At 73.7% G+C, this 20179-nt stretch carries 16 protein-coding genes; 12 read left to right on the top strand and 4 right to left on the bottom strand.

Going from position 1 to position 20179, the window contains the following annotated elements:
• Nucleotides 1–161 precede the first annotated feature (161 nt).
• Entirely contained in the window at nucleotides 162–1370 is a 1209-nt protein-coding gene (gene metK / locus G7Z13_RS05730) for a methionine adenosyltransferase (protein ID WP_165996654.1), read from the top strand.
• Between the two features lie 432 nt (nucleotides 1371–1802).
• The gene (locus tag G7Z13_RS05725; RefSeq protein WP_165996652.1) at nucleotides 1803–3968 is read left to right on the top strand and encodes a primosomal protein N'; all 2166 of its coding nucleotides are present in this window, start codon (nucleotides 1803–1805) and stop codon (nucleotides 3966–3968) included.
• Between the two features lie 236 nt (nucleotides 3969–4204).
• On the opposite strand, the gene G7Z13_RS05720 is transcribed toward G7Z13_RS05725, so the two are convergent.
• A complete protein-coding gene (locus G7Z13_RS05720) occupies nucleotides 4205–4747 on the bottom strand; it encodes a hypothetical protein (protein ID WP_165996650.1) in 543 nt (180 codons plus the stop codon).
• Between the two features lie 262 nt (nucleotides 4748–5009).
• Here G7Z13_RS05720 and fmt point away from each other — a divergent pair, with 262 nt between their 5' ends.
• The 7 genes from fmt (at nucleotide 5010) to G7Z13_RS05685 (ending at nucleotide 13578) form a co-directional block, all read left to right on the top strand.
• A complete protein-coding gene (fmt, locus tag G7Z13_RS05715) occupies nucleotides 5010–5942 on the top strand; it encodes a methionyl-tRNA formyltransferase (protein ID WP_165996648.1) in 933 nt (310 codons plus the stop codon).
• 161 nt (nucleotides 5943–6103) lie between these two features.
• On the top strand, nucleotides 6104–7531 hold the full coding sequence (locus G7Z13_RS05710; RefSeq protein ID WP_165996647.1) for a transcription antitermination factor NusB: 1428 nt from the start codon (nucleotides 6104–6106) through the stop codon (nucleotides 7529–7531).
• Nucleotides 7532–7669: 138 nt separating this feature from the next.
• Nucleotides 7670–8356 (top strand): ribulose-phosphate 3-epimerase, encoded by a 687-nt coding sequence (gene rpe, locus G7Z13_RS05705; RefSeq protein WP_165996645.1) that lies wholly within the window; start codon nucleotides 7670–7672, stop codon nucleotides 8354–8356.
• 78 nt (nucleotides 8357–8434) lie between these two features.
• Entirely contained in the window at nucleotides 8435–9478 is a 1044-nt protein-coding gene (locus G7Z13_RS05700) for a sugar-binding domain-containing protein (RefSeq protein WP_165996642.1), read from the top strand.
• Between the two features lie 340 nt (nucleotides 9479–9818).
• Nucleotides 9819–11261: a GuaB1 family IMP dehydrogenase-related protein gene (locus G7Z13_RS05695; RefSeq protein ID WP_166004683.1), complete on the top strand. Its 1443-nt coding sequence runs from the start codon at nucleotides 9819–9821 to the stop codon at nucleotides 11259–11261.
• A gap of 369 nt (nucleotides 11262–11630) precedes the next feature.
• Entirely contained in the window at nucleotides 11631–13115 is a 1485-nt protein-coding gene (locus G7Z13_RS05690; protein WP_165996640.1) for an amino acid permease, read from the top strand.
• Nucleotides 13116–13125: 10 nt separating this feature from the next.
• On the top strand, nucleotides 13126–13578 hold the full coding sequence (locus G7Z13_RS05685) for an Lrp/AsnC family transcriptional regulator (RefSeq protein ID WP_043498934.1): 453 nt from the start codon (nucleotides 13126–13128) through the stop codon (nucleotides 13576–13578).
• Here the strand turns inward: G7Z13_RS05685 and G7Z13_RS05680 are convergent.
• On the bottom strand, nucleotides 13537–14061 hold the full coding sequence (locus G7Z13_RS05680; RefSeq protein ID WP_165996638.1) for a DUF2867 domain-containing protein: 525 nt from the start codon (nucleotides 14059–14061) through the stop codon (nucleotides 13537–13539). The two genes, G7Z13_RS05685 and G7Z13_RS05680, sit on opposite strands and share 42 nt — an antisense overlap.
• 311 nt (nucleotides 14062–14372) lie before the next feature.
• Between G7Z13_RS05680 and G7Z13_RS05675 the strand changes: the two genes are divergently transcribed.
• The 3 genes from G7Z13_RS05675 (at nucleotide 14373) to G7Z13_RS05665 (ending at nucleotide 18338) form a co-directional block, all read left to right on the top strand.
• Nucleotides 14373–15584 carry an MFS transporter gene (locus G7Z13_RS05675; RefSeq protein ID WP_165996636.1) on the top strand — a complete coding sequence of 404 codons (1212 nt, stop codon included), beginning with the start codon at nucleotides 14373–14375 and terminating at the stop codon, nucleotides 15582–15584.
• A gap of 217 nt (nucleotides 15585–15801) precedes the next feature.
• Nucleotides 15802–16590, top strand: a complete 789-nt coding sequence (locus tag G7Z13_RS05670) for a carbon-nitrogen hydrolase family protein (RefSeq protein ID WP_165996634.1) — start codon at nucleotides 15802–15804, stop codon at nucleotides 16588–16590.
• A 53-nt stretch (nucleotides 16591–16643) separates the two neighbouring features.
• Entirely contained in the window at nucleotides 16644–18338 is a 1695-nt protein-coding gene (locus tag G7Z13_RS05665) for an NAD(P)/FAD-dependent oxidoreductase (RefSeq protein WP_165996633.1), read from the top strand.
• Nucleotides 18339–18354: 16 nt separating this feature from the next.
• On the opposite strand, the gene G7Z13_RS05660 is transcribed toward G7Z13_RS05665, so the two are convergent.
• Nucleotides 18355–19284, bottom strand: a complete 930-nt coding sequence (locus tag G7Z13_RS05660) for an LLM class F420-dependent oxidoreductase (RefSeq protein ID WP_165996631.1) — start codon at nucleotides 19282–19284, stop codon at nucleotides 18355–18357.
• A gap of 96 nt (nucleotides 19285–19380) precedes the next feature.
• The gene (locus G7Z13_RS05655; protein ID WP_165996629.1) at nucleotides 19381–20067 is read right to left on the bottom strand and encodes a DUF5995 family protein; all 687 of its coding nucleotides are present in this window, start codon (nucleotides 20065–20067) and stop codon (nucleotides 19381–19383) included.
• Between the last annotated feature and the right edge of the window lie 112 nt (nucleotides 20068–20179).

The following is a 20179-nucleotide window of genomic DNA, read 5'->3' as shown; positions in this document are numbered from 1 at the left end:
GGGCAGAATGCCCGTGCCGCAGGTCACAGCGCTCCCGAGAGGCGAGACGGGTGGTCCGGCGGACGAGTGCGACCGATAAACTGTTCCAGGACGACGCCGGGCGCAGCCCCGTCCCGTCCACCCATGATCAGCCAGCAGCCGCTGCAACCCCAGGGAGCGTTGTGTCCCGTCGCCTGTTCACTTCGGAGTCCGTGACCGAGGGTCACCCCGACAAGATCGCTGACCAGATCAGCGACACCATTCTCGACGCGCTGCTGCGCGAGGACCCGACCTCCCGGGTCGCCGTCGAGACCCTGATCACGACCGGCCTGGTCCACGTGGCCGGCGAGGTCACGACCAAGGCCTACGCCCCGATCCCGCAGCTCGTCCGGGACAAGATCCTGGAGATCGGCTACGACTCCTCGAAGAAGGGCTTCGACGGCGCCTCCTGCGGCGTGTCCGTGTCGATCGGCTCGCAGTCCCCGGACATCGCGCAGGGCGTCGACACGGCGTACGAGACCCGCGTCGAGGGCGACGAGGACGAGCTGGACCGGCAGGGCGCCGGCGACCAGGGCCTGATGTTCGGCTACGCGACGGACGAGACGCCGACGCTCATGCCGCTCCCGATCTTCCTGGCCCACCGGCTGTCCAAGCGCCTGACGGACGTCCGCAAGAACGGCACGATCCCCTACCTGCGCCCCGACGGGAAGACCCAGGTCACCATCGAGTACGACGGTGACAAGGCCGTCCGCCTCGACACCGTGGTGGTCTCCTCGCAGCACGCCTCGGACATCGACCTGGACTCGTTGCTGGCGCCCGACATCCGCGAGTTCGTGGTCGAGCCGGAGCTGAAGGCGCTGCTGGACGAGGGCATCAAGCTCGACACCGAGGGCTACCGCCTGCTGGTGAACCCGACCGGCCGCTTCGAGATCGGCGGTCCGATGGGCGACGCGGGCCTGACCGGTCGCAAGATCATCATCGACACCTACGGCGGCATGGCCCGTCACGGAGGCGGCGCGTTCTCCGGCAAGGACCCGTCCAAGGTGGACCGCTCGGCGGCGTACGCGATGCGCTGGGTCGCGAAGAACGTGGTCGCCGCGGGTCTCGCCGCCCGCTGCGAGGTGCAGGTGGCGTACGCGATCGGCAAGGCGGAGCCCGTGGGTCTCTTCATCGAGACCTTCGGCACCCACAAGATCGAGCCCGAGAAGATCGAGAAGGCCATCGACGAGGTCTTCGACCTGCGTCCGGCCGCGATCATCCGCGACCTCGACCTGCTGCGTCCGATCTACGCCCAGACCGCCGCGTACGGTCACTTCGGGCGGGAGCTGCCCGACTTCACCTGGGAGCGCACCGACCGCGTCGACGCGCTGCGCGAGGCGGCGGGGCTGTAAGGCCCGACCTGCTCACGAGGCCCGGCACCCTTCGGGGGTGCCGGGCCTCGGTGCGTGCGGGGGTGCGCGAGTGTTGGGCGGTGACGGGTCCCGCGGGGGCGGGCGCGGGCCCCGCGTGGGTGGGGGGAGGACCCGCGTGGGCGGTGAGGGGTCTTGCTTGGGCGGCGGGGCGTGGCGGCCCGTCCGGGTCGGATGCCAGCGCGTCCCGGTGCGTCCCGGTGCGGTGCGGTGCCGGTCTCGGTCCGGTCCGGTGGTCCGGTGTCCGCTCCGGGCCCCGTGTCGGGTCCGGTTCCGGTGGCTCCCCGGCTCGGGACCGGGCCCGCCGTGGCTCGCCTCGCCGCCGGTCCGAGCCCGGTTCAGGTCCCGGCCCCGGAGGCCGAGGTGTGTCCGGGCCGTGCGCCGGTGTCAGTGCGGTTTGGTAAGAATGCAAGCGTGAGCAGCGAGAACGGGCGGGGCGGCGAGGGCGCGGAGGGTGCGCCGCCGGAGCAGCTCGCGCTCATCCGGGAGAGCGTGCGCAAGGCGCGGGAGCCGCGGGCCAAGCCGCGGACCTGGCGGGGCGCCGCGCTGGCCAGGGAGCTGCCCGTGGCCCGGGTGCTCGTGGACAAGGGCGTGCTGCACCTCGACCGGTACTTCGACTACGCCGTGCCCGATGAGCTGGACGCCGACGCGCAGCCCGGCGTGCGGGTGCGGGTGCGGTTCGGGGCCGGGCGGCACCGGGTGCGCGAAGGCCGCCGCGAGGGCGGGGGCCTGATCGACGGCTTCCTGATCGAGCGGCGCGCCGAGTCCGACTACTCCGGACCGCTCGCCGCGCTCGCCCAGGTCGTGTCGCCGGAACCCGTGCTGAGCGAGGAGCTGCTCGGGCTGGCCCGGGCCGTCGCCGACCGGTACGCGGGCAGCCTCGCCGATGTGCTGCAACTGGCCGTGCCGCCGCGCAACGCACGCGCCGAGCAGCGGCCCTCACCCGCGCCGCTGCCCCCGCCGCCGGCGCCGGAGCCGGGCTCCTGGGAGCGGTACGAGCGCGGCGCGGCGTTCCTCGCGGCACTGGCCTCCGGCGGCGCGCCACGGGCCGTGTGGAACGCGCTGCCCGGCCCGCACTGGAGCGAGGAGCTGGCGCGGGCCGTCGCCGCGACGCTCGCCTCGGGCCGCGGCGCGCTGGTCGTCGTACCGGACGGGCGGGCCGCCGCGCGCGTCGACGCGGCGCTGACCGGCCTGCTGGGGGAGGGGCGGCACGCGCTGCTCACCGCCGACGCCGGGCCGGAGAAGCGGTACCGGGAGTGGCTGGCCGTACGCAGAGGTGCCGTGCGGGCCGTCGTCGGGACGCGCGCCGCCATGTTCGCGCCCGTGCGCGATCTCGGACTGGTGGCCCTCTGGGACGACGGCGACGACAGCCACAGCGAGCAGCACGCGCCCCAGCCGCACGCGCGGGAGGTGCTGCTGCTGCGCGCCGCCCAGGACCGGTGCGCCTTCCTGCTGGGAGGCTGGAGCTGCACCGTCGAGGCGGCGCAGCTGGTGGAGAGCGGCTGGGCCCGGCCCCTGGTAGCCGGGCGCGAGCAGGTACGGGCCGCCGCGCCGCTCGTGCGGACGGTAGGCGACCAGGACCTGGCGCGCGACGAGGCCGCGCGGGCGGCCCGGCTGCCCACGCTGGCCTGGCAGGCCGTCCGGGAAGGGCTGCGGCACGGACCGGTCCTGGTGCAGGTGCCGCGTCGGGGGTACGTCCCACGGATGGCGTGCGCCCGCTGCCGCGAGCCCGCGCGCTGCCGGCACTGCGCCGGACCGCTGGAGGCGCTGGAGGCCCAGGACGTCCAGGGCGCCGGGGCTCTGCGGTGCGGGTGGTGCGGACGGGGCGAGGAGTCCTGGCACTGCCCGGAGTGCGGGTCGTTCCGGCTGCGCGCGCAGATCGTGGGGGCGCGGCGCACCGCGGAGGAGCTGGGGCGGGCGTTCCCGGCGGTTCCGGTGCGCACCTCGGGCCGCGAGCACGTGCTGGACACGGTGCCCGGGACGCCCGCCCTGGTGGTCAGCACACCGGGCGCCGAACCGGTCGCGGAGGGCGGTTACGCCGCCGCGCTGCTGCTCGACGGCTGGGCCATGCTGGGGCGGCCGGATCTGCGCGCGGGCGAGGACGCGCTGCGGCGCTGGATCGCGGCCGGCGCGCTGGTGCGGCCGCAGCGGGCCGGCGGCACGGTGGTGATCGTCGCCGAGCCGACCCTGCGGCCCGTGCAGGCCCTGGTGCGCTGGGACCCGGTCGGCCACGCGGTACGGGAACTCGCCGAGCGCGCCGAGCTGGGGTTCCCGCCGGTGTCGCGGATGGCGGCGGTCTCCGGGACGGCGGAGGCGGTCGCGGAGTTCCTGACGATGGTCGAGCTGCCCCCTGAGGCGGAGGTGCTGGGGCCGGTGCCGCTGCCCGCCGCCGCGCCCGGCCGGCCCCGGCGGCCCGGTGCACCGCCGCCCGGCGAGCACTGGGAGCGCGCGCTGATCCGGGTGCCGCCGGGGCGCGGTGCCGCGCTGGCGAGCGCCCTGAAGGCCACCCAGGCGGCCCGGATGGCCCGGGGGAGCGGGGCGCCGGTCCGGGTGCGGATCGATCCGCCGGACATCGGGTGAGCGGCGGGGCGGGTGGGCGAGTGCGCCATCGCCGCGCCGCCTACCCGCACGCCCGCGCCATCGGGCCACTCCCAGGCACTCCGGTCGCCCCGGACACCCCCGACACCGCGGACACACGGCCACCCCGGACACACCGGACGCACCAGGCGCACGGACCACCCGGACACTCCGGTCACCCCGGACACACGAGACTGCCCTCCCGGCCCCGTGCCGGGAGGGCAGGTGCGGGGGAGGCGTCAGCCGTTGCGTGGTGCGGGGAACGCCGTCGGCCTGGCCTCGTCGCGCAGGGCCGGGCTGCCCGCCGTCGGCTGCGTCGGCATGGAGCGGGCGGCCGGGACCGTGGTGACCGCCGGCAGCCCGGTGCCCACGTTGACCGTGCGGGTGCCCGACGGCTCGGTGCCGCGCTCGGTCTCGGCGGCGGCCTGCGCGGCGGCCCGGCGGGAGCCGTACCGGCGGTGGACGGCCTGCTTGGTGACTCCGAGGGCGGAGCCCACCGCGTCCCACGAGAAGCCGAGCGAGCGGTCGAAGTCGACCGCGGCCGTCACCAGGGTCTCGACACTGTCCCGCAGCTCCTGGGCGAGACGGACCGTCGGGGCGGGAGCGCGTCCGTAGACGACGAAGCCCGTGGAGGGGCCGGAGCGGCGTGGGCGGTAGACGTTGCCCAGCTGGGCGGTGAGCGTGCGCAGCGCGTCCACCTGCCGGCGGACCCGCTCGATGTCCCGCACCAGCAAGTGCAGGCTGGCCCGAGCCTGGGCGTCGTGGGTTGCGTGGTCGGCCATGAACAAGCCTCTCGAACCGGCGTTGAAGAGAAAGGATCGGGCCGCGATCGCGGCCCGTAGTGGTCAACTCTTTCTTGACCAACGCCGATTCGCGCCGCTGGTCACGCACGGGGGGCGTATGGGCATATGCGTACGCCCCCCGAGGGGGACGCGCGCGATGCGCCCCGCCTGCGGCTTTCCGCCGTCGACGGCCCGGCGTCCATGGTCACTAGACTGGTGCGCCGCCCGCATCCGCCCCCGTCCGAGAGGCCCGTGCCCACCCATGAAGCTCGTCTTCGCCGGTACCCCCGAGGTCGCCGTTCCCGCCCTGGACGCTCTGCTCGCCTCCGGGCGGCACGAGGTGGCCGCCGTCGTCACCCGGCCCGACGCGCCGGCCGGGCGGGGCCGCAGGCTGGTCGCCTCGCCCGTGGCCGAGCGGGCGGAGGAGGCCGGCATCGAGGTGCTGAAGCCCGCCAAACCGCGGGACCCGGAGTTCCTGGACCGGCTGCGCGCGATCGCCCCGGACTGCTGCCCGGTCGTCGCGTACGGCGCGCTGCTGCCGCGGGTCGCCCTCGACGTCCCCCGGCACGGCTGGGTCAACCTGCACTTCTCGCTGCTGCCCGCCTGGCGCGGCGCGGCGCCCGTGCAGCACTCCATCATGGCGGGCGACGAGATCACCGGCGCCTCCACCTTCCTCATCGAGGAGGGACTGGACTCCGGCCCGGTCTACGGCACCGTCACCGAGGAGATCCGCCCCACCGACACCAGCGGCGACCTGCTGACCCGGCTCGCCTTCGCCGGGGCGGGGCTGCTGGCCGCCACCATGGACGGCATCGAGGACGGCTCCCTCAAGGCCGTACCGCAGCCCGCCGAGGGCGTCAGCCTCGCACCGAAGATCACCGTCGAGGACGCGCGCGTCGACTGGGCGGCGCCCGCGCTGCGGGTCGACCGCGTGGTGCGCGGCTGCACCCCGGCGCCCGGCGCGTGGACCACCTTCCGCGGGGAGCGGCTGAAGCTCATCCAGGTCGCCCTGGTGCCCGGGCGGACCGACCTGGCGCCCGGCAAGCTGTCCGTCGGCAAGAACAACGTGTACGCCGGCACCGGTTCGCACGCCGTCGAGCTGCTGTGGGTGCAGGCCCAGGGCAAGAAGCCGATGCGGGCGGCGGACTGGGCGCGCGGGGTGCGGATCGGCGACGACGAGTCCGTCGGCTCCTGACGCGGGGGCGAGCCGCGGGCCGCCGCCGCGGGTGACCGGGTGACCGTGGTGTCGGAGGGGACAGGGGTGACCGGGGAGACCGGGGAGAGGGCCGGCGCGGCCGGTTCGCGCGCGTCGTAGGCTGGTCGCACACCGTATACAGAACACCGGAGCACCTTTTCGTGAGCGACACCCCCCGGCGGCCCCGCAAGCCCGGCAAGCCCTACCGTCGGCCCCAGAAGGACCCCGTCCGCGTCCTCGCCTTCGAGGCGCTGCGCGCCGTGGACGAGCGGGACGCCTACGCCAACCTCGTGCTGCCGCCGCTGCTGCGCAAGGCGCGCGAGAAGGAGGGGCCCGAGAAGTTCGACGGGCGGGACGCCGCGCTGGCCACCGAGCTGGTCTACGGGACCCTGCGCCGGCAGGGCACCTACGACGCGGTCATCGCGGCCTGCGTCGACCGGCCGCTGCGCGAGGTCGACCCGCCGGTGCTGGACGTGCTGAGCCTCGGCGCGCACCAGCTGCTCGGCACCCGCATCCCCCCGCACGCCGCCGTCTCCGCCACCGTGGAACTGGCCCGCGTGGTGCTCGGCGACGGGCGCGCCAAGTTCGTCAACGCCGTGCTGCGCAAGGTCGCCCAGCACGACCTCGACGGCTGGCTCGAGCGGATCGCGCCGCCCTACGACGAGGACCCCGAGGACCACCTCTCCGTCGTCCACTCCCACCCGCGCTGGGTCGTCTCCGCGCTGTGGGACTCGCTCGGCGGCGGCCGGGACGGCATCGAGCGGCTGCTGGCGGCGGACAACGAGCGCCCCGAGGTGACGCTGGTCGCCCGCCCCGGCCGGGCCACGGCCGAGGAGCTGCTGGCCGAGGACGCCGCGGTGCCGGGCCGCTGGTCGCCGTACGCCGTCCGGCTCACCGAGGGCGGTGAGCCCGGCGCGATCCAGGCCGTGCGCGAGGGACGGGCCGGGGTGCAGGACGAGGGCAGCCAGCTCGTCGCGCTCGCGCTCGCCAACGCCCCGCTGGAAGGGCCGGACGAGAGGTGGCTGGACGGCTGCGCCGGACCCGGCGGCAAGGCGGCGCTGCTCGCCGCGCTCGCCGCGGAGCGGGGCGCCACGCTGCTCGCCTCCGAGAAGCAGACCCACCGGGCGGGGCTGGTCGCCAAGGCCCTGCACGGCAACCCCGGCCCCTACCAGGTCATCGCTGCCGACGGCACCCGCCCGCCGTGGCGGCCCGGCAGCTTCGACCGGGTCCTGATGGACGTGCCCTGCACCGGGCTCGGCGCGCTGCGCCGCCGCCCCGAGGCCCGCTGGCGGCGCCGCCCGGAGGACCTGGACGGCTTCGCGCCGCTCCAGCGCGCCCTGCTGCGCACCGCCCTGGAGTCCGTGCGCGTCGGCGGCGTCGTCGGCTACGCCACCTGCTCCCCGCTGCTGCCCGAGACCCGGGCCGTGGTGGCCGACCTGGTCAAGCAGTTCCCGGACGCGGAGATGATCGACGCCCGCCCGCTCCTCCCCGGCGTCCCCGACCTCGGCGAGGGCCCCGACGTCCAGCTCTGGCCCCACCTGCACGGCACGGACGCGATGTACCTGGCCCTGATCCGCCGCACCGCCTGAGGGACGGCGCTCGGAGAGGGCGGGGCGTGGCATCGTACGGCCCCGTCGCGGGGGCGCGACCGGCCCCCGCCGGCCCGCAGCCGAAATCGAACGGGGACCGATGCCACCAACCCCCGGAGGTCATGGCAGTCTTGGGTCATGGCCGTGCAGATCAACCCCAGCATCCTGTCCGCCGACTTCGCCCGTCTCGCCGACGAGGCGAAGGCGGTCGAGGGAGCCGACTGGCTCCATGTCGACGTCATGGACAACCATTTCGTCCCGAACCTGACGCTCGGCGTGCCGGTCGTGGAGTCCCTGGCCCGTGCGACGGACACGCCGCTGGACTGCCACCTGATGATCGAGGCCCCCGACCGCTGGGCGCCGCAGTACGTGGAGGCGGGTGCCTCCTCGGTCACCTTCCACGTCGAGGCCGCCGCCGCTCCGGTGCGTCTCGCGCGGGAGATCCGGGCCAAGGGTGCCCGCGCCTCGATGGCGCTGAAGCCCGCGACGCCCGTCGAGCCGTACGAGGACCTGCTGCCCGAGCTGGACATGCTGCTCATCATGACGGTGGAGCCGGGCTTCGGCGGTCAGGCGTTCCTCGACATCATGCTGCCGAAGATCCGGCGCACCCGGGAGCTGATCGCCAAGCACGGCCTGCAGCTGTGGCTCCAGGTGGACGGCGGAGTCTCGGCTTCCACCATCGAGCGGTGCGCCGAGGCCGGCGCCGATGTCTTCGTGGCCGGATCGGCGGTCTACGGGGCATCCGACCCGGCCGAGGCGGTACGTGCACTGCGCACCCAGGCCGAGGCGGCCACCGCCAAGGCGTCGTGGGCGTGCGACCACTGAGCGTCAGGAACGTGAACGGCGCCCATCAGGGCTGATCAAGCGCGCCGGATCTGCAAGGATGAACGGCGAATCCAGAGTGTGAACAGCAGTGAGGAGATCGCCGTGTCGGGTATGTCGGCGGGCCGGTCAGCCATGCGGATGGGACCCGCTGAGCTGGTGCAGGCGGCGGCCATGGCCCGCCGCTTCTACCTCGAGGGCAAGTCCAAGATCCAGATCGCCGAGGAGTTCGGCGTCAGCCGCTTCAAGGTGGCCCGGGTCCTGGAGACCGCCCTCGAACGGGACCTCGTACGCATCGAGATCCGGGTCCCGGCCGAGCTGGACGCCGAGCGCTCCGACGCGCTGCGCGCCCGCTACGGCCTCAGGCACGCCGTGGTGGTCGAGTCGCCGCCCGAGTCGCAGGAGACCCCGGACCCCGAGAACCTCGGGGAGGTGGCCGCGGACCTGCTCGGCGAGCTGGTCAACGAGGGCGATGTGCTGGGCCTGGCCTGGGGCCGGTCCACCATCCACATGGCCGCGGCCCTCGACCGGCTCCCGCCGTGCACCGTGGTGCAGCTGACCGGGGTGTACGACGCGGGGACCGCCGAACGCGGCTCGGTGGAGGCCGTACGGCGGGCCGCCCAGGTCTCGGGTGGCGACGCCCACCCCATCTACGCGCCGATGCTGCTGCCGGACGCGGCCACCGCGGCGGCGCTGCGCAACCAGACCGGGATCGCCCGGGCCTTCGAGTACTTCGACAAGGTCACGGTCGCCTGTGTCTCCATCGGCTCCTGGGAGCCGGGCATCTCGACGGTGCACGACATGCTCAGCGACGAGGAGCGGGCGCACTACGCCTCGCTCGGCGTCGCCGCCGAGATGTCCGCACACCTCTTCGACGCGGAGGGCCGCCGGATCGGCCGCGACCTCGGCGAGCGGTGCATCACCGTCAAGGCCGACCAGCTGCGCCGCATCCCGGAGGTCGTGGCCATCGCGGGCGGGCAGCGCAAGGGGCCCGCGATCGACGCGGTGCTGCGCTCCGGGCTGGTCACCAGCCTGGTCACCGACACCTCGGCCGCGGACTACCTGATGACGGCCGGCCCGGCGCCCAAGCCCGCGCTGAACCGGGCGGACCCGGACGGCCACTGACGCGACCGGCTCATGCGGGCGGACACCGGCCGCCCCCGACGGCTCCCGGCGACGGGCGCCGCGGGGGCGGCCGTGCCGCATCCGCCTCATGCCGCCGCGATGCGGACCCGCCCGCCGAGGGGCCGCTGCCCGCGTGCGAGGTGTCTCCCGGGCGACGCACGAGGCGCCCGCGCCCACCGTGGCGCTCGCGCTTGGAGAATCCTCCGAAGAGCTTCCTGACCAGCTCGGATGAACTGCCCGTACGTCCGTGACCGGGTGCTATGGGACAATGAAGTACGTGCTCTTTCCCCCTGGCTGACCTGTCCGGGGGCCACCTCTGATCGACTGGGATGTGCAGCACGTGCGTTTCCTCAACGACATCCAGCCCTCGTACGACCTGACGTACGACGACGTGTTCATGGTGCCGCGCCGTAGCGCGGTCGGCTCCCGGCAGGGCGTGGACCTCAGCTCCCCGGACGGCACGGGCACCACGATCCCGCTCGTCGTCGCCAACATGACCGCCATCGCCGGCCGCCGGATGGCCGAGACCGTGGCCCGGCGCGGCGGCCTCGTGGTCATCCCGCAGGACATCCCGATCGAGGTCGTCACCGACGTCATCTCCTGGGTCAAGAGCCGCCACCTGGTGCTGGACACCCCGATCGTGCTCGCCCCCCACCAGACCGTGGCCGACGCGCTGTCGCTGCTGCCCAAGCGGGCGCACAACGCCGGTGTGGTCGTCGACGAGGACCAGCGCCCGGTGGGCGTCGTCACCGACGCGGACCTGAGCGGCGTGGACCGCTTCACCCAGCTCGAAGTGGTCATGTCCAAGGACCTGCTCCTGCTGGACGCCGGCATCGACCCGCGCGAGGCCTTCAACACCCTCGACCACCACAACCGGCGCTACGCCCCGGCGGTCGACGAGGACGGCAGGCTCGCGGGCATCCTCACCCGCAAGGGCGCCCTGCGCGCCACCCTGTACACCCCGGCCGTGGACGCGCACGGCAGGCTGCGCATCGCCGCCGCCGTCGGCATCAACGGCGACGTGGCGGGCAAGGCGAAGCAGCTGCTGGACGCGGGCGTCGACACCCTCGTCATCGACACCGCGCACGGCCACCAGGAGTCGATGATCAGCGCGATCCGGACCGTGCGCGCGCTCGACCCGCAGGTGCCGATCGTCGCGGGCAACATCGTCTCCGCCGAGGGCGTCAAGGACCTGGTCGACGCGGGCGCCGACATCATCAAGGTCGGTGTGGGCCCCGGCGCCATGTGCACCACCCGCATGATGACCGGCGTCGGCCGGCCGCAGTTCTCCGCGGTGCTGGAGTGCGCCGCCGAGGCGAAGAAGTACGGCAAGCACGTGTGGGCCGACGGCGGTGTCCGCCACCCCCGCGACGTGGCGATGGCCCTCGCGGCCGGGGCCTCCAACGTGATGATCGGCTCCTGGTTCGCCGGCACCTACGAGTCCCCGGGCGACCTCCAGCACGACGCCGACGGCCGCGCCTACAAGGAGTCGTTCGGCATGGCGTCGGCGCGGGCCGTGCGCAACCGTACGTCCGAGGAGTCGGCGTACGACCGCGCCCGCAAGGCGCTGTTCGAGGAGGGCATCTCCACCTCCCGGATGTTCCTCGACCCGGCCCGTCCGGGCGTCGAGGACCTGATCGACTCGATCATCGCGGGCGTCCGCTCCTCGTGCACCTACGCCGGTGCCGCCTCCCTGGAGGAGTTCGCCGAGAAGGCCGTCGTCGGCATCCAGAGCGCGGCCGGCTACGCCGAGGGCAAGCCGCTGCACGCCAGCTGGAACTGACCCGCGGTCCCCACGGAAGGCCCCCGGAGAACCGGGGGCCTTTCGCATGCCCTTCTCCTGCCCGGAGTTCCAGCGGACGGAGGTCCGGCGGCCCTCGACGGCCCGCGCCGGCCGCTCGGCATATCCGGACGATCAGGACCGGAACGCAACACTCGAAAGCCCTCGCGCAACGAACCCACGCCCGGCCCGTATCAACGCAATGATCTTGCGGGTATGCGCAAGGTTGCTGCATTACAGCCGCAATGCCCCGCCCATAGAGTGTCGCGCTGTACGTGGCGTGGCGGGGACCCCGCTCGGTGGTTCCCGGCTCTCCGCCGGGCTGCCGTCGGTCCCCGTCTGTCCCCAACGGCAGCGAGAAGGAGCCAGCGCGTGCTCGACCAAGGCGCACCCCCGCAGAACCGCACCCAGCAAGCCCCGGGCGTCGCCGCGCGCCTGATGCGCCGCAAGCCCGTGGAACGCCTGGTCGCGGAGGGCGGCCAGGGCGAGGGCGGCTCGCTCAGGCGCTCCCTGGGCCTGTGGCAGCTCACCATGATCAGCATCGGTGCCACCCTCGGCACCGGCATCTTCGTCGTTCTCGGCGACGCCGTCCCGGAGGCCGGTCCCGCGGTCACCCTGGCGTTCGTCATCGCCGGCCTGACGGCCCTCTTCTCCGCCCTGTCGTACGCCGAACTGGCCGGCAGCATCCCGGTCGCCGGCTCCTCCTACTCGTATGCGTACGCAACGATGGGCGAGCTGGTCGCCTGGGTCTGCGGCTGGTGTCTGGTGCTGGAGTACGGCGTGTCCGTGGCCGCCGTCGCCGTCGGCTGGGGCGAGTACCTCAACGAACTCCTCGACGGCACCATCGGCGTCACCATCCCGAGCGCCCTGTCCTCGGCGCCCGGCGAGGGCGGGATCATCAACCTGCCCGCGCTGATCGTCGTCCTGCTGGCGATGGTCTTCCTGCTCGGCGGGGTGCGCGAGTCCGCCCGCGCCAACACCATCATGGTCGCGGTGAAGATCGCGGCGCTGGTGCTGTTCTGCGCGGTCGGCTTCATGGGCTTCAAGTCCGGCAACTACGCCGACTTCATGCCGCTCGGCATGGCGGGCGTCAGCGCGGCCGGCGCCACGCTGTTCTTCTCCTACATCGGCTTCGACGCCGCCTCCACCGCCGGCGAGGAGGCCAAGGACCCGAAGAAGGACCTGCCGCGCGCGATCATGCTGTCGCTGATCATCGTCACCGCGCTGTACGTGCTGGTCGCGGCCGTCGCCGTCGGCGCCTGGCACTGGACCGAGTTCGAGGGCTCCGAGGCCTCCCTCGCCGCGATCATGAACGACGTCAGCGGACAGACCTTCTGGGGCACCCTGCTCGCCCTGGGCGCGGTCATCTCCATCGCCAGCGTGGTCCTCACCGTGCTCTACGGCCAGACCCGCATCCTCTTCGCGATGTCCCGCGACGGACTGGTCCCCAAGGCGCTCGGCAAGGTCGACGCCAAGACCGGCGCCCCGCGCCTGAACACCGTGATCGTCTCCCTGTTCTGCGGTGTCCTCGCCGCGCTGATCCCGCTCGGCAAGCTCGTCGACGCCACCAGCATCGGCACGCTGTTCGCCTTCGCCCTGGTCAACATCGCGGTGATCGTGCTGCGCTACAAGCGGCCCGAGCTGGAGCGCACCTTCAAGGTGCCGTTCGGCCCGGTGCTGCCCGTGCTGGGCTTCGCCTTCTGCGCGTACAACATGTTCAGCCTCGATACCGTCACCTGGGTGGTGTTCGGGTTCTGGATGGCCGCCGGTCTCGTGTTCTACTTCCTCTACGGCTATCGCCGGTCCCGGCTCGCCGTGACGGCGGCCACCCCAGAGGCAACACCAGAAGCGAAGTGAACGACCCCCAGTGCTGAACGATCTCGACGAACGCATCGTGCACGCCCTCGCCGAGGACGCCCGTCGCTCCTACGCGGACATCGGCCAGCTGGTCGGTCTGTCCGCCCCGGCCGTGAAACGCCGGGTGGACCGACTGCGCGCCACCGGGGCCATCACCGGATTCACCGTCCGCGTCGATCCCTCGGCGCTCGGCTGGGAGACCGAGGGGTTCGTCGAGATCTACTGCCGCCGCAACACCTCGCCGGAGACCATCCAGCGGGGCCTGGAGCGCTACCAGGAGGTTGTGGCCGCGTCCACCGTCACCGGGGACGCGGACGCGGTCGCCCAGGTCTTCGCCTCCGACATGCGGCACTTCGAGCGGGTCCTGGAGCGCATCGCGGGCGAGCCGTTCGTCGAGCGCACCAAGTCGGTGCTGGTGCTCTCACCGCTGCTGCGCCGCTTCTCCTCCGGCTCCCCGACCTGACCCGGGCCGGCCGCCCGCCTCGGCCCGGCGGCGGATTCCCGCCAGCAGCCGGCGCACGGCCAGCCGGTGCGCCCGCGACCCGATGACCAGCAGCTTGTAGAGACGCCCGGCCGGACCCGGGAAGGCCGCCCGCGTCTCGGCCCGCAGCCGGGTGCGCCCCGGGCCCTCCCCCTCCAGGCGCAGCACCAGGGCGTACGCCGAGAAGCGGTGGCGGCCGGCGAGCGCCAGCTCCCGGTCCTCGACGGCGCGGACCACCCGGAAGCCCGGCACCGTCGCTCCCGGGGCCGGCGGACGGGGTCCGGAAGCGGCCGGGTCGGCAGCTCCCAGCAGCCGCGCGACGCCCTCCGAGGGCCCGCCCGCGAAGCTCCGGGTCACCGCCTTGCCGGCCGCCCGCCACACGACGGCCGGTTCCGCGTCGACGAGGACCGTGTGCACGTCGACGAACGGGAGGGCGGAGATCTCGGCGTGGCCGGCGCGGTCCATGGCACACCTTTCGGCAGGCGGTCGGTGGGTCGGTGGAGTCGGTGTCGTCCTCCACGCGGCAGTTCCGCCCGCCCTCCGGCCCGACGGCCTCCTGCCCAGGACGGAGACCGGCCGCCGCGCGGGGGAGCCGCCCCGCCGCCGTCTCCTCCCCGGGGATGGGCACCGGCACCCGGAATTCCCGGCGCCCGGCCGCCGCCAGCGCCTAGCATCGATGTCATGACCTGGCGACATTGATCCCCCAGCCACGCCTCCCGAGGGCCGCCTCGGACGCCGTACCTCCGGTGTCCGATCCGCCCCTACGGGAAGGCCTCATGACTCTCTCACCCGCACGCGTGCCCGCTGCCGGCGTCCGCCGTCTCACGGGCACGCTGTACGGCTACGCGTTCCTGCACGACCTGATCCCGCTGTACCCGGTGTACGCGCTGCTGTTCGGCGACACCGGTCTGTCGGTCTGGCAGATCTCCTCGCTGTTCGCCCTGTGGTCGGTCACCAGCCTGGTGCTGGAGGTCCCCTCGGGCGTCTGGGCCGACGCGGTCTCGCGCCGCATGCTGCTGTGGCTCGGCCCGCTGCTCACCGCGGCCGGCTTCACCCTGTGGGTGCTCGTGCCGTCGTACCCGGCGTTCGCGCTGGGCTTCGTGCTGTGGGGCGCGGGCGAGGCGCTCGGCTCCGGCGCGCTGGAGGCGCTGGTCCACGACGAGCTGGACCGGCTCGGCGCGGCCGGCCGCTACGCCCGCGTCATGGGCCGGGCCCGGGCGGCCGGACTGCTGGGCGTGATGGCCGCGATGGGCGTCGCCGGCCCGGTCCTCGCGCTGGGCGGCTACCCGGCCGTGGGCGCGCTGAGCGTGCTGGCCGTGCTGCTCTCCGCCGCCGTCGCGACCCGCTTCCCGGAGCACCGCGGCCCGGCGGCCGGCGGGGACGGCTGGGCCGCCCCCCTGCGCGCCGGACTCGCCCGCGTCCGCGCGGACCGCTCGCTGCGCGGCGCGCTGCTGCTCGTCCCCACCGTGACCGCGGTCTGGGGCACGCTCGACGAGTACACACCGCTGCTGGCGCGGGAGACGGGCGTACCGGACGAGGAGGTGCCGTTCCTGCTCCTGCTCATCTGGGCCGGTGCCACGGCCGGCGGTCTGCTGGCCGGCCCCGCCGAACGCCTGGGCCCGCGCGGGCTCGCCGCGCTGCTCGCGGGCGCCGGGCTCGCCCTGTCGGCGGGCGCGGCGACGGGCAGCCCGGCCGGTCTGGTGCTCGTCGCCCTCGCCTTCGGCGGCTTCCAGCTGGCGACCGTGCTGGCCGATGCCCGCCTCCAGGAGCGCGTGGACGCCTCCGCCCGGGCGACCCTCACCTCCGTCGCCGGCCTCGGCACCGGCGTGGCCACCGTCGCGGTGTACGGCTCGTACGCCGTCCTCGGCACGGCCACCGGCCACGGCACCGCGTTCACCTGGTTCGCGGTGCCGTACCTGCTGACCGCGGCGCTGCTGTGGGCGAGGTCCGGCCGCCGGCTCCCGCCCGAGGGCTCTTCGCGCAGGTGAGAGGCGGTGGGGCGGACGGTCGCGGAACCACCCGCGGCCGTCCGCCCCGCGGTGGCGGGGACCGGCGCCGCGGGGCGTGCAACGAATCGCCGCGAAGGCCCGCACGGACGCAACGAACCGCGCACGAGCGCGCAACGGCTCCTCCTTGTCCCCCCGAGCCGGCCGACCGTACGGTCTACGTGGCCCCCACACCCATCCGTCCCGGTGAGGAACACGCATGCGCATCGCCCTGCTCCAGAGCTCCGGCCGCCCCGGATCCACCGTGGAGAACCTGAAGGTTCTCGACGAGGCCGCGGGCCGGGCCGCCGCCGCGGGGGCAGGGCTGCTGGTCACGCCGGAGATGTTCCTGACGGGCTACGCCATCGGCGACGACATCGCCCGCCTCGCCGAGCCCGCCGACGGCGACGCGGCCGACGCGGTCGCCGAGATCGCCGCGCGCCACGGTCTGGCGGTCGCGTACGGCTACCCCGAGCGCGCCGGCACGACCGTCTTCAACTCCGCGCAGATGATCTCCGCCGACGGCACCCGCCTGGCCAACTACCGCAAGACGCATCTCTTCGGCTGCTTCGAGCGCGACCACTTCACGCCGGGCGAGCAGCCGGTGGTGCAGGCCGAGCTGGACGGCGTCCGCGTCGGCATCATGATCTGCTACGACGTGGAGTTCCCGGAGAACGTCCGCGCCCACGCCCTGGCGGGCACCGAGCTGCTGCTGGTGCCCACGGCCCAGATGCACCCGTTCCAGTTCGTCCCCGAACACCTGGTCCCGGTGCGGGCCTTCGAGAACCAGATGTACGTCGCGTACGTCAACCGGGTCGGTGTGGAAGGCGAGTTCGAGTTCGTCGGGCTCTCCACCCTGGCCGCGCCCGACGGCATCGCCCGCACCCGCGCCGGCCGCGCCGAGGAACTGCTCCTCGCCGACGTCGACCCCGCCTTCGTCGCCGCGTCCCGCGAGGCGAACCCGTATCTGACGGACCGGCGCCCGGGCCTCTACGGCTCCCTCGTCTGAGCCGCCCCCCCCACGCCTCCCCCCTGTTCCACCACGCAAGGAGTCCGTACCCCATGACGTCCACGGTGCCCAACGCCGTCGAGCACACCGACGAGCAGCAGCCGCCGATCACCATGTTCGGCCCGGACTTCCCGTACGCCTACGACGACTTCCTCGCCCACCCGGCGGGACTCGGCCAGATCCCCGCGACCGAGCACGGCACCGAGGTCGCCGTCATCGGCGGCGGCCTGTCCGGCATCGTGGCCGCGTACGAGCTGATGAAGATGGGCCTCAAGCCCGTCGTCTACGAGGCCGACCAGATCGGCGGCCGGCTGCGCACGGTGGGCTTCGAGGGCTGTGACGAGTCCCTGACCGCGGAGATGGGCGCGATGCGCTTCCCGCCGTCCTCCACCGCCCTCCAGCACTACATCGACCTGGTCGGCCTGGAGACCAGGCCCTTCCCGAACCCGCTGGCCGAGGCCACCCCGTCGACCGTCGTCGACCTCAAGGGCGAGACGCACTACGCCGAGACCATCGACGACCTGCCGCAGGTCTACCGGGACGTCGCCGAGGCGTGGAACAAGTGCCTGGAGGAGGGCGCCGACTTCTCCGACATGAACCGGGCCATGCGCGAGCGGGACGTCAAGCGCATCCGGGAGATCTGGTCGAAGCTCGTCGAGAAGCTCGACAACCAGACCTTCTACGGCTTCCTGTGCGACTCGGAGGCGTTCAAGTCCTTCCGGCACCGCGAGATCTTCGGCCAGGTCGGCTTCGGCACCGGCGGCTGGGACACCGACTTCCCGAACTCCATCCTGGAGATCCTCCGCGTCGTCTACACCGAGGCCGACGACCACCACCGCGGCATCGTCGGCGGCTCCCAGCAGCTGCCGCTGCGGCTGTGGGAGCGCGAGCCGGAGAAGATCGTCCACTGGCCGTACGGCACCTCGCTGGCCAAGCTGCACGACGGCGCGCCCCGCCCGGCCGTGACCCGGCTGCACCGCACCGCGGGCAACCGGATCACCGTGACCGATGCCAACGGCGACATCCGCACCTACCGGGCGGCGATCTTCACCGCCCAGTCCTGGATGCTGCTCTCCAAGATCCAGTGCGACGACTCGCTGTTCCCGATCGACCACTGGACCGCCATCGAGCGCACCCACTACATGGAGTCCTCCAAGCTCTTCGTGCCCGTCGACCGGCCGTTCTGGCTCGACAAGGACGAGGAGACCGGCCGGGACGTCATGTCGATGACGCTCACCGACCGCATGACCCGCGGCACCTACCTGCTGGACAACGGCCCGGACAAGCCGGCCGTGATCTGCCTGTCGTACACCTGGTGCGACGACAGCCTGAAGTGGCTGCCGCTGTCCGCGAACGAGCGGATGGAGGTCATGCTCAAGTCGCTGTCGGAGATCTATCCGAAGGTCGACATCCGCAAGCACATCATCGGCAGCCCGGTGACGGTCTCCTGGGAGAACGAGCCCTACTTCATGGGCGCGTTCAAGGCCAACCTGCCCGGCCACTACCGCTACCAGCGGCGCCTGTTCACGCACTTCATGCAGGACCGGCTGCCCGAGGACAAGCGGGGCATCTTCCTCGCGGGCGACGACATCTCCTGGACGGCCGGCTGGGCCGAGGGCGCCGTCCAGACCGCGCTGAACGCGGTCTGGGGCGTCATGCACCACTTCGGCGGCGAGACCGACCCGTCGAACCCGGGTCCGGGCGACGTCTACGACGAGATCGCGCCGGTCGAGCTGCCGGAGGACTGAGCCGGGGGCCGCGCGGTCAGACGCCGGCCGCGCGGGCCTTGTCGTGGACCCGCTCGGCCACGTCCATCAGCTCCCGCGCGTCACGCGGCGAGTCCAGGAAGTCGATCAGGATCGCCTCCGGGCCGGTCCGCGCGAACGGCACCAGGTCCGCGACGATCTGGTCGACGCTGCCCTGGAAGGGCCGGCGGTCGGCGCCGTCGTACGTCCCGGGGGTGTACTGCGCGTTGACCCGCAGCACCATCCGGAGCGGGGCGGTACGGCCCCGCTCGGCCGCCAGCTCCTTCAGCTGCCGCCACTCCTCGGCCAGCGCGGCGGCGTCCAGGGCCACCGGCATCCAGCCGTCGGCGTGGTCGACGACCCGGCGCCGCGCCCGCGGGCCGGAGGCGGCCAGCAGCACGGGGATGGGCCGGGCGGGCTTGGGGCCGACCGCGGCGGACGCGATCCTCGTGGTCGGGCCCTCGTGCACCACGGGGTCCGGGCCCCACACCGCGCGGCACACCTCGATCAGCTCGTCCAGCACCCGGCCGCGCTCCTCGAACGGCCGGATGCCGGCGGCGGCGTACTCGTCCACGGACCAGCCGGTGCCGAATCCGGCGATCACCCGGCCGCCGCTCGCCGCGTCCAGCGTGGCGAGCGACTTGGCGAGCTGGAACGGCACGTGCAGCGGCGCCACCAGCACACTGGTGCCCAGCCGGGCCCGCTCGGTGGCCGCCGCGGCGAGCGTCAGCGTGACCAGCGGGTCGGCGACGTGCCGGTAGAACTCGGGCCAGGGCAGGCCCTCCACGCCGTACAGCCCGTGCGTGGCGGGTTCGGGCAGCAGCGCGCGCTCGAAGACCCACAGGCTCTCGTAGCCGATGCGCTCGGCGGCGCGGGCCACCTCGGGGACGTCGCGGCCGAGGTCGTAGTGGCGTGCCTGCGGGAGTCCGAGGCCGAGTCCGATCGCCATGGGGGCTGTGCTCCTCGTGTCGCCGACTGCTGGATGATCAGGCAACCTACAGCGCCGTGCCGGGGATCGTCCGGTGGGCGCGGGCGGTTGGCCTGATCAGGCGGGTAGCGGAGTGAGCAGCATGCGTCCCGCGAACCCCACCGCGGCGTCCAGGCGGTCGACGAACTCCTCGGTCAGCTCGGGCAGCCGGCGCATCGCCCACAGCGCCCGTGCCGCCGCCCAGGTCGCGTCCCGCGCCCGCTCCAGACTCCACGAGCCGAGCAGATGGGTGAGCGGGTCGGCGATCTGGAGCAGATCGGGGCCCGGCATCAGATCCTCGCGGATGCGCTCCTCCAGCGTCACGAGGAGGTCGCCCACGCGGTCGAACTCATCCTCCAGATCGGCCGGTTCGCATCCCAGCGTACGGCAGGCGTCCACGACGGCGAGCGCCAGATCGTGCCCGATGTGCGCGTTGATGCCCGCCAGCGCGAACTGCAGCGGACGTACGCCGGGATGTCGGCGGAACTGGAACAGCGGCCGCCAGCAGGCCGGCGGACGCCGCTCCCCGGCGACCGCGTCGACCGCCGCGAGATACCGCTCCGCGAACCGTACGTCCAGCGTGACGGCGGCCAGCGGGTCCCGGAACCGTCCCGCGTCGATGCGCTGGTCGACCGCCTCCGTGACGGCGAGGTAGACGCGGTTGAAGACCGCGAGTCCGTCTCGCGGGTGCAGGGATGCGTCGAGGGCGCGCATGCGTGCGACGACCGCGTCGACGGGAGTGGTGAGGTGTTCCAACTGCGCCATGGGGGCAGCGTCCCAGCCCTAGGCTTGCCCGGGTGGCGGCGAGCCCCAGCTTCCCCGGAACGGGGGAACGAAGGCGTCGCACGGGAGAGTGAGCCGTGGGGGAGACGGCGAC

This window comes from Streptomyces sp. JB150 (genome assembly GCF_011193355.1).
GTDB lineage: Bacteria > Actinomycetota > Actinomycetes > Streptomycetales > Streptomycetaceae > Streptomyces.
This window is presented reverse-complemented; position numbering and strand designations above follow the sequence as displayed.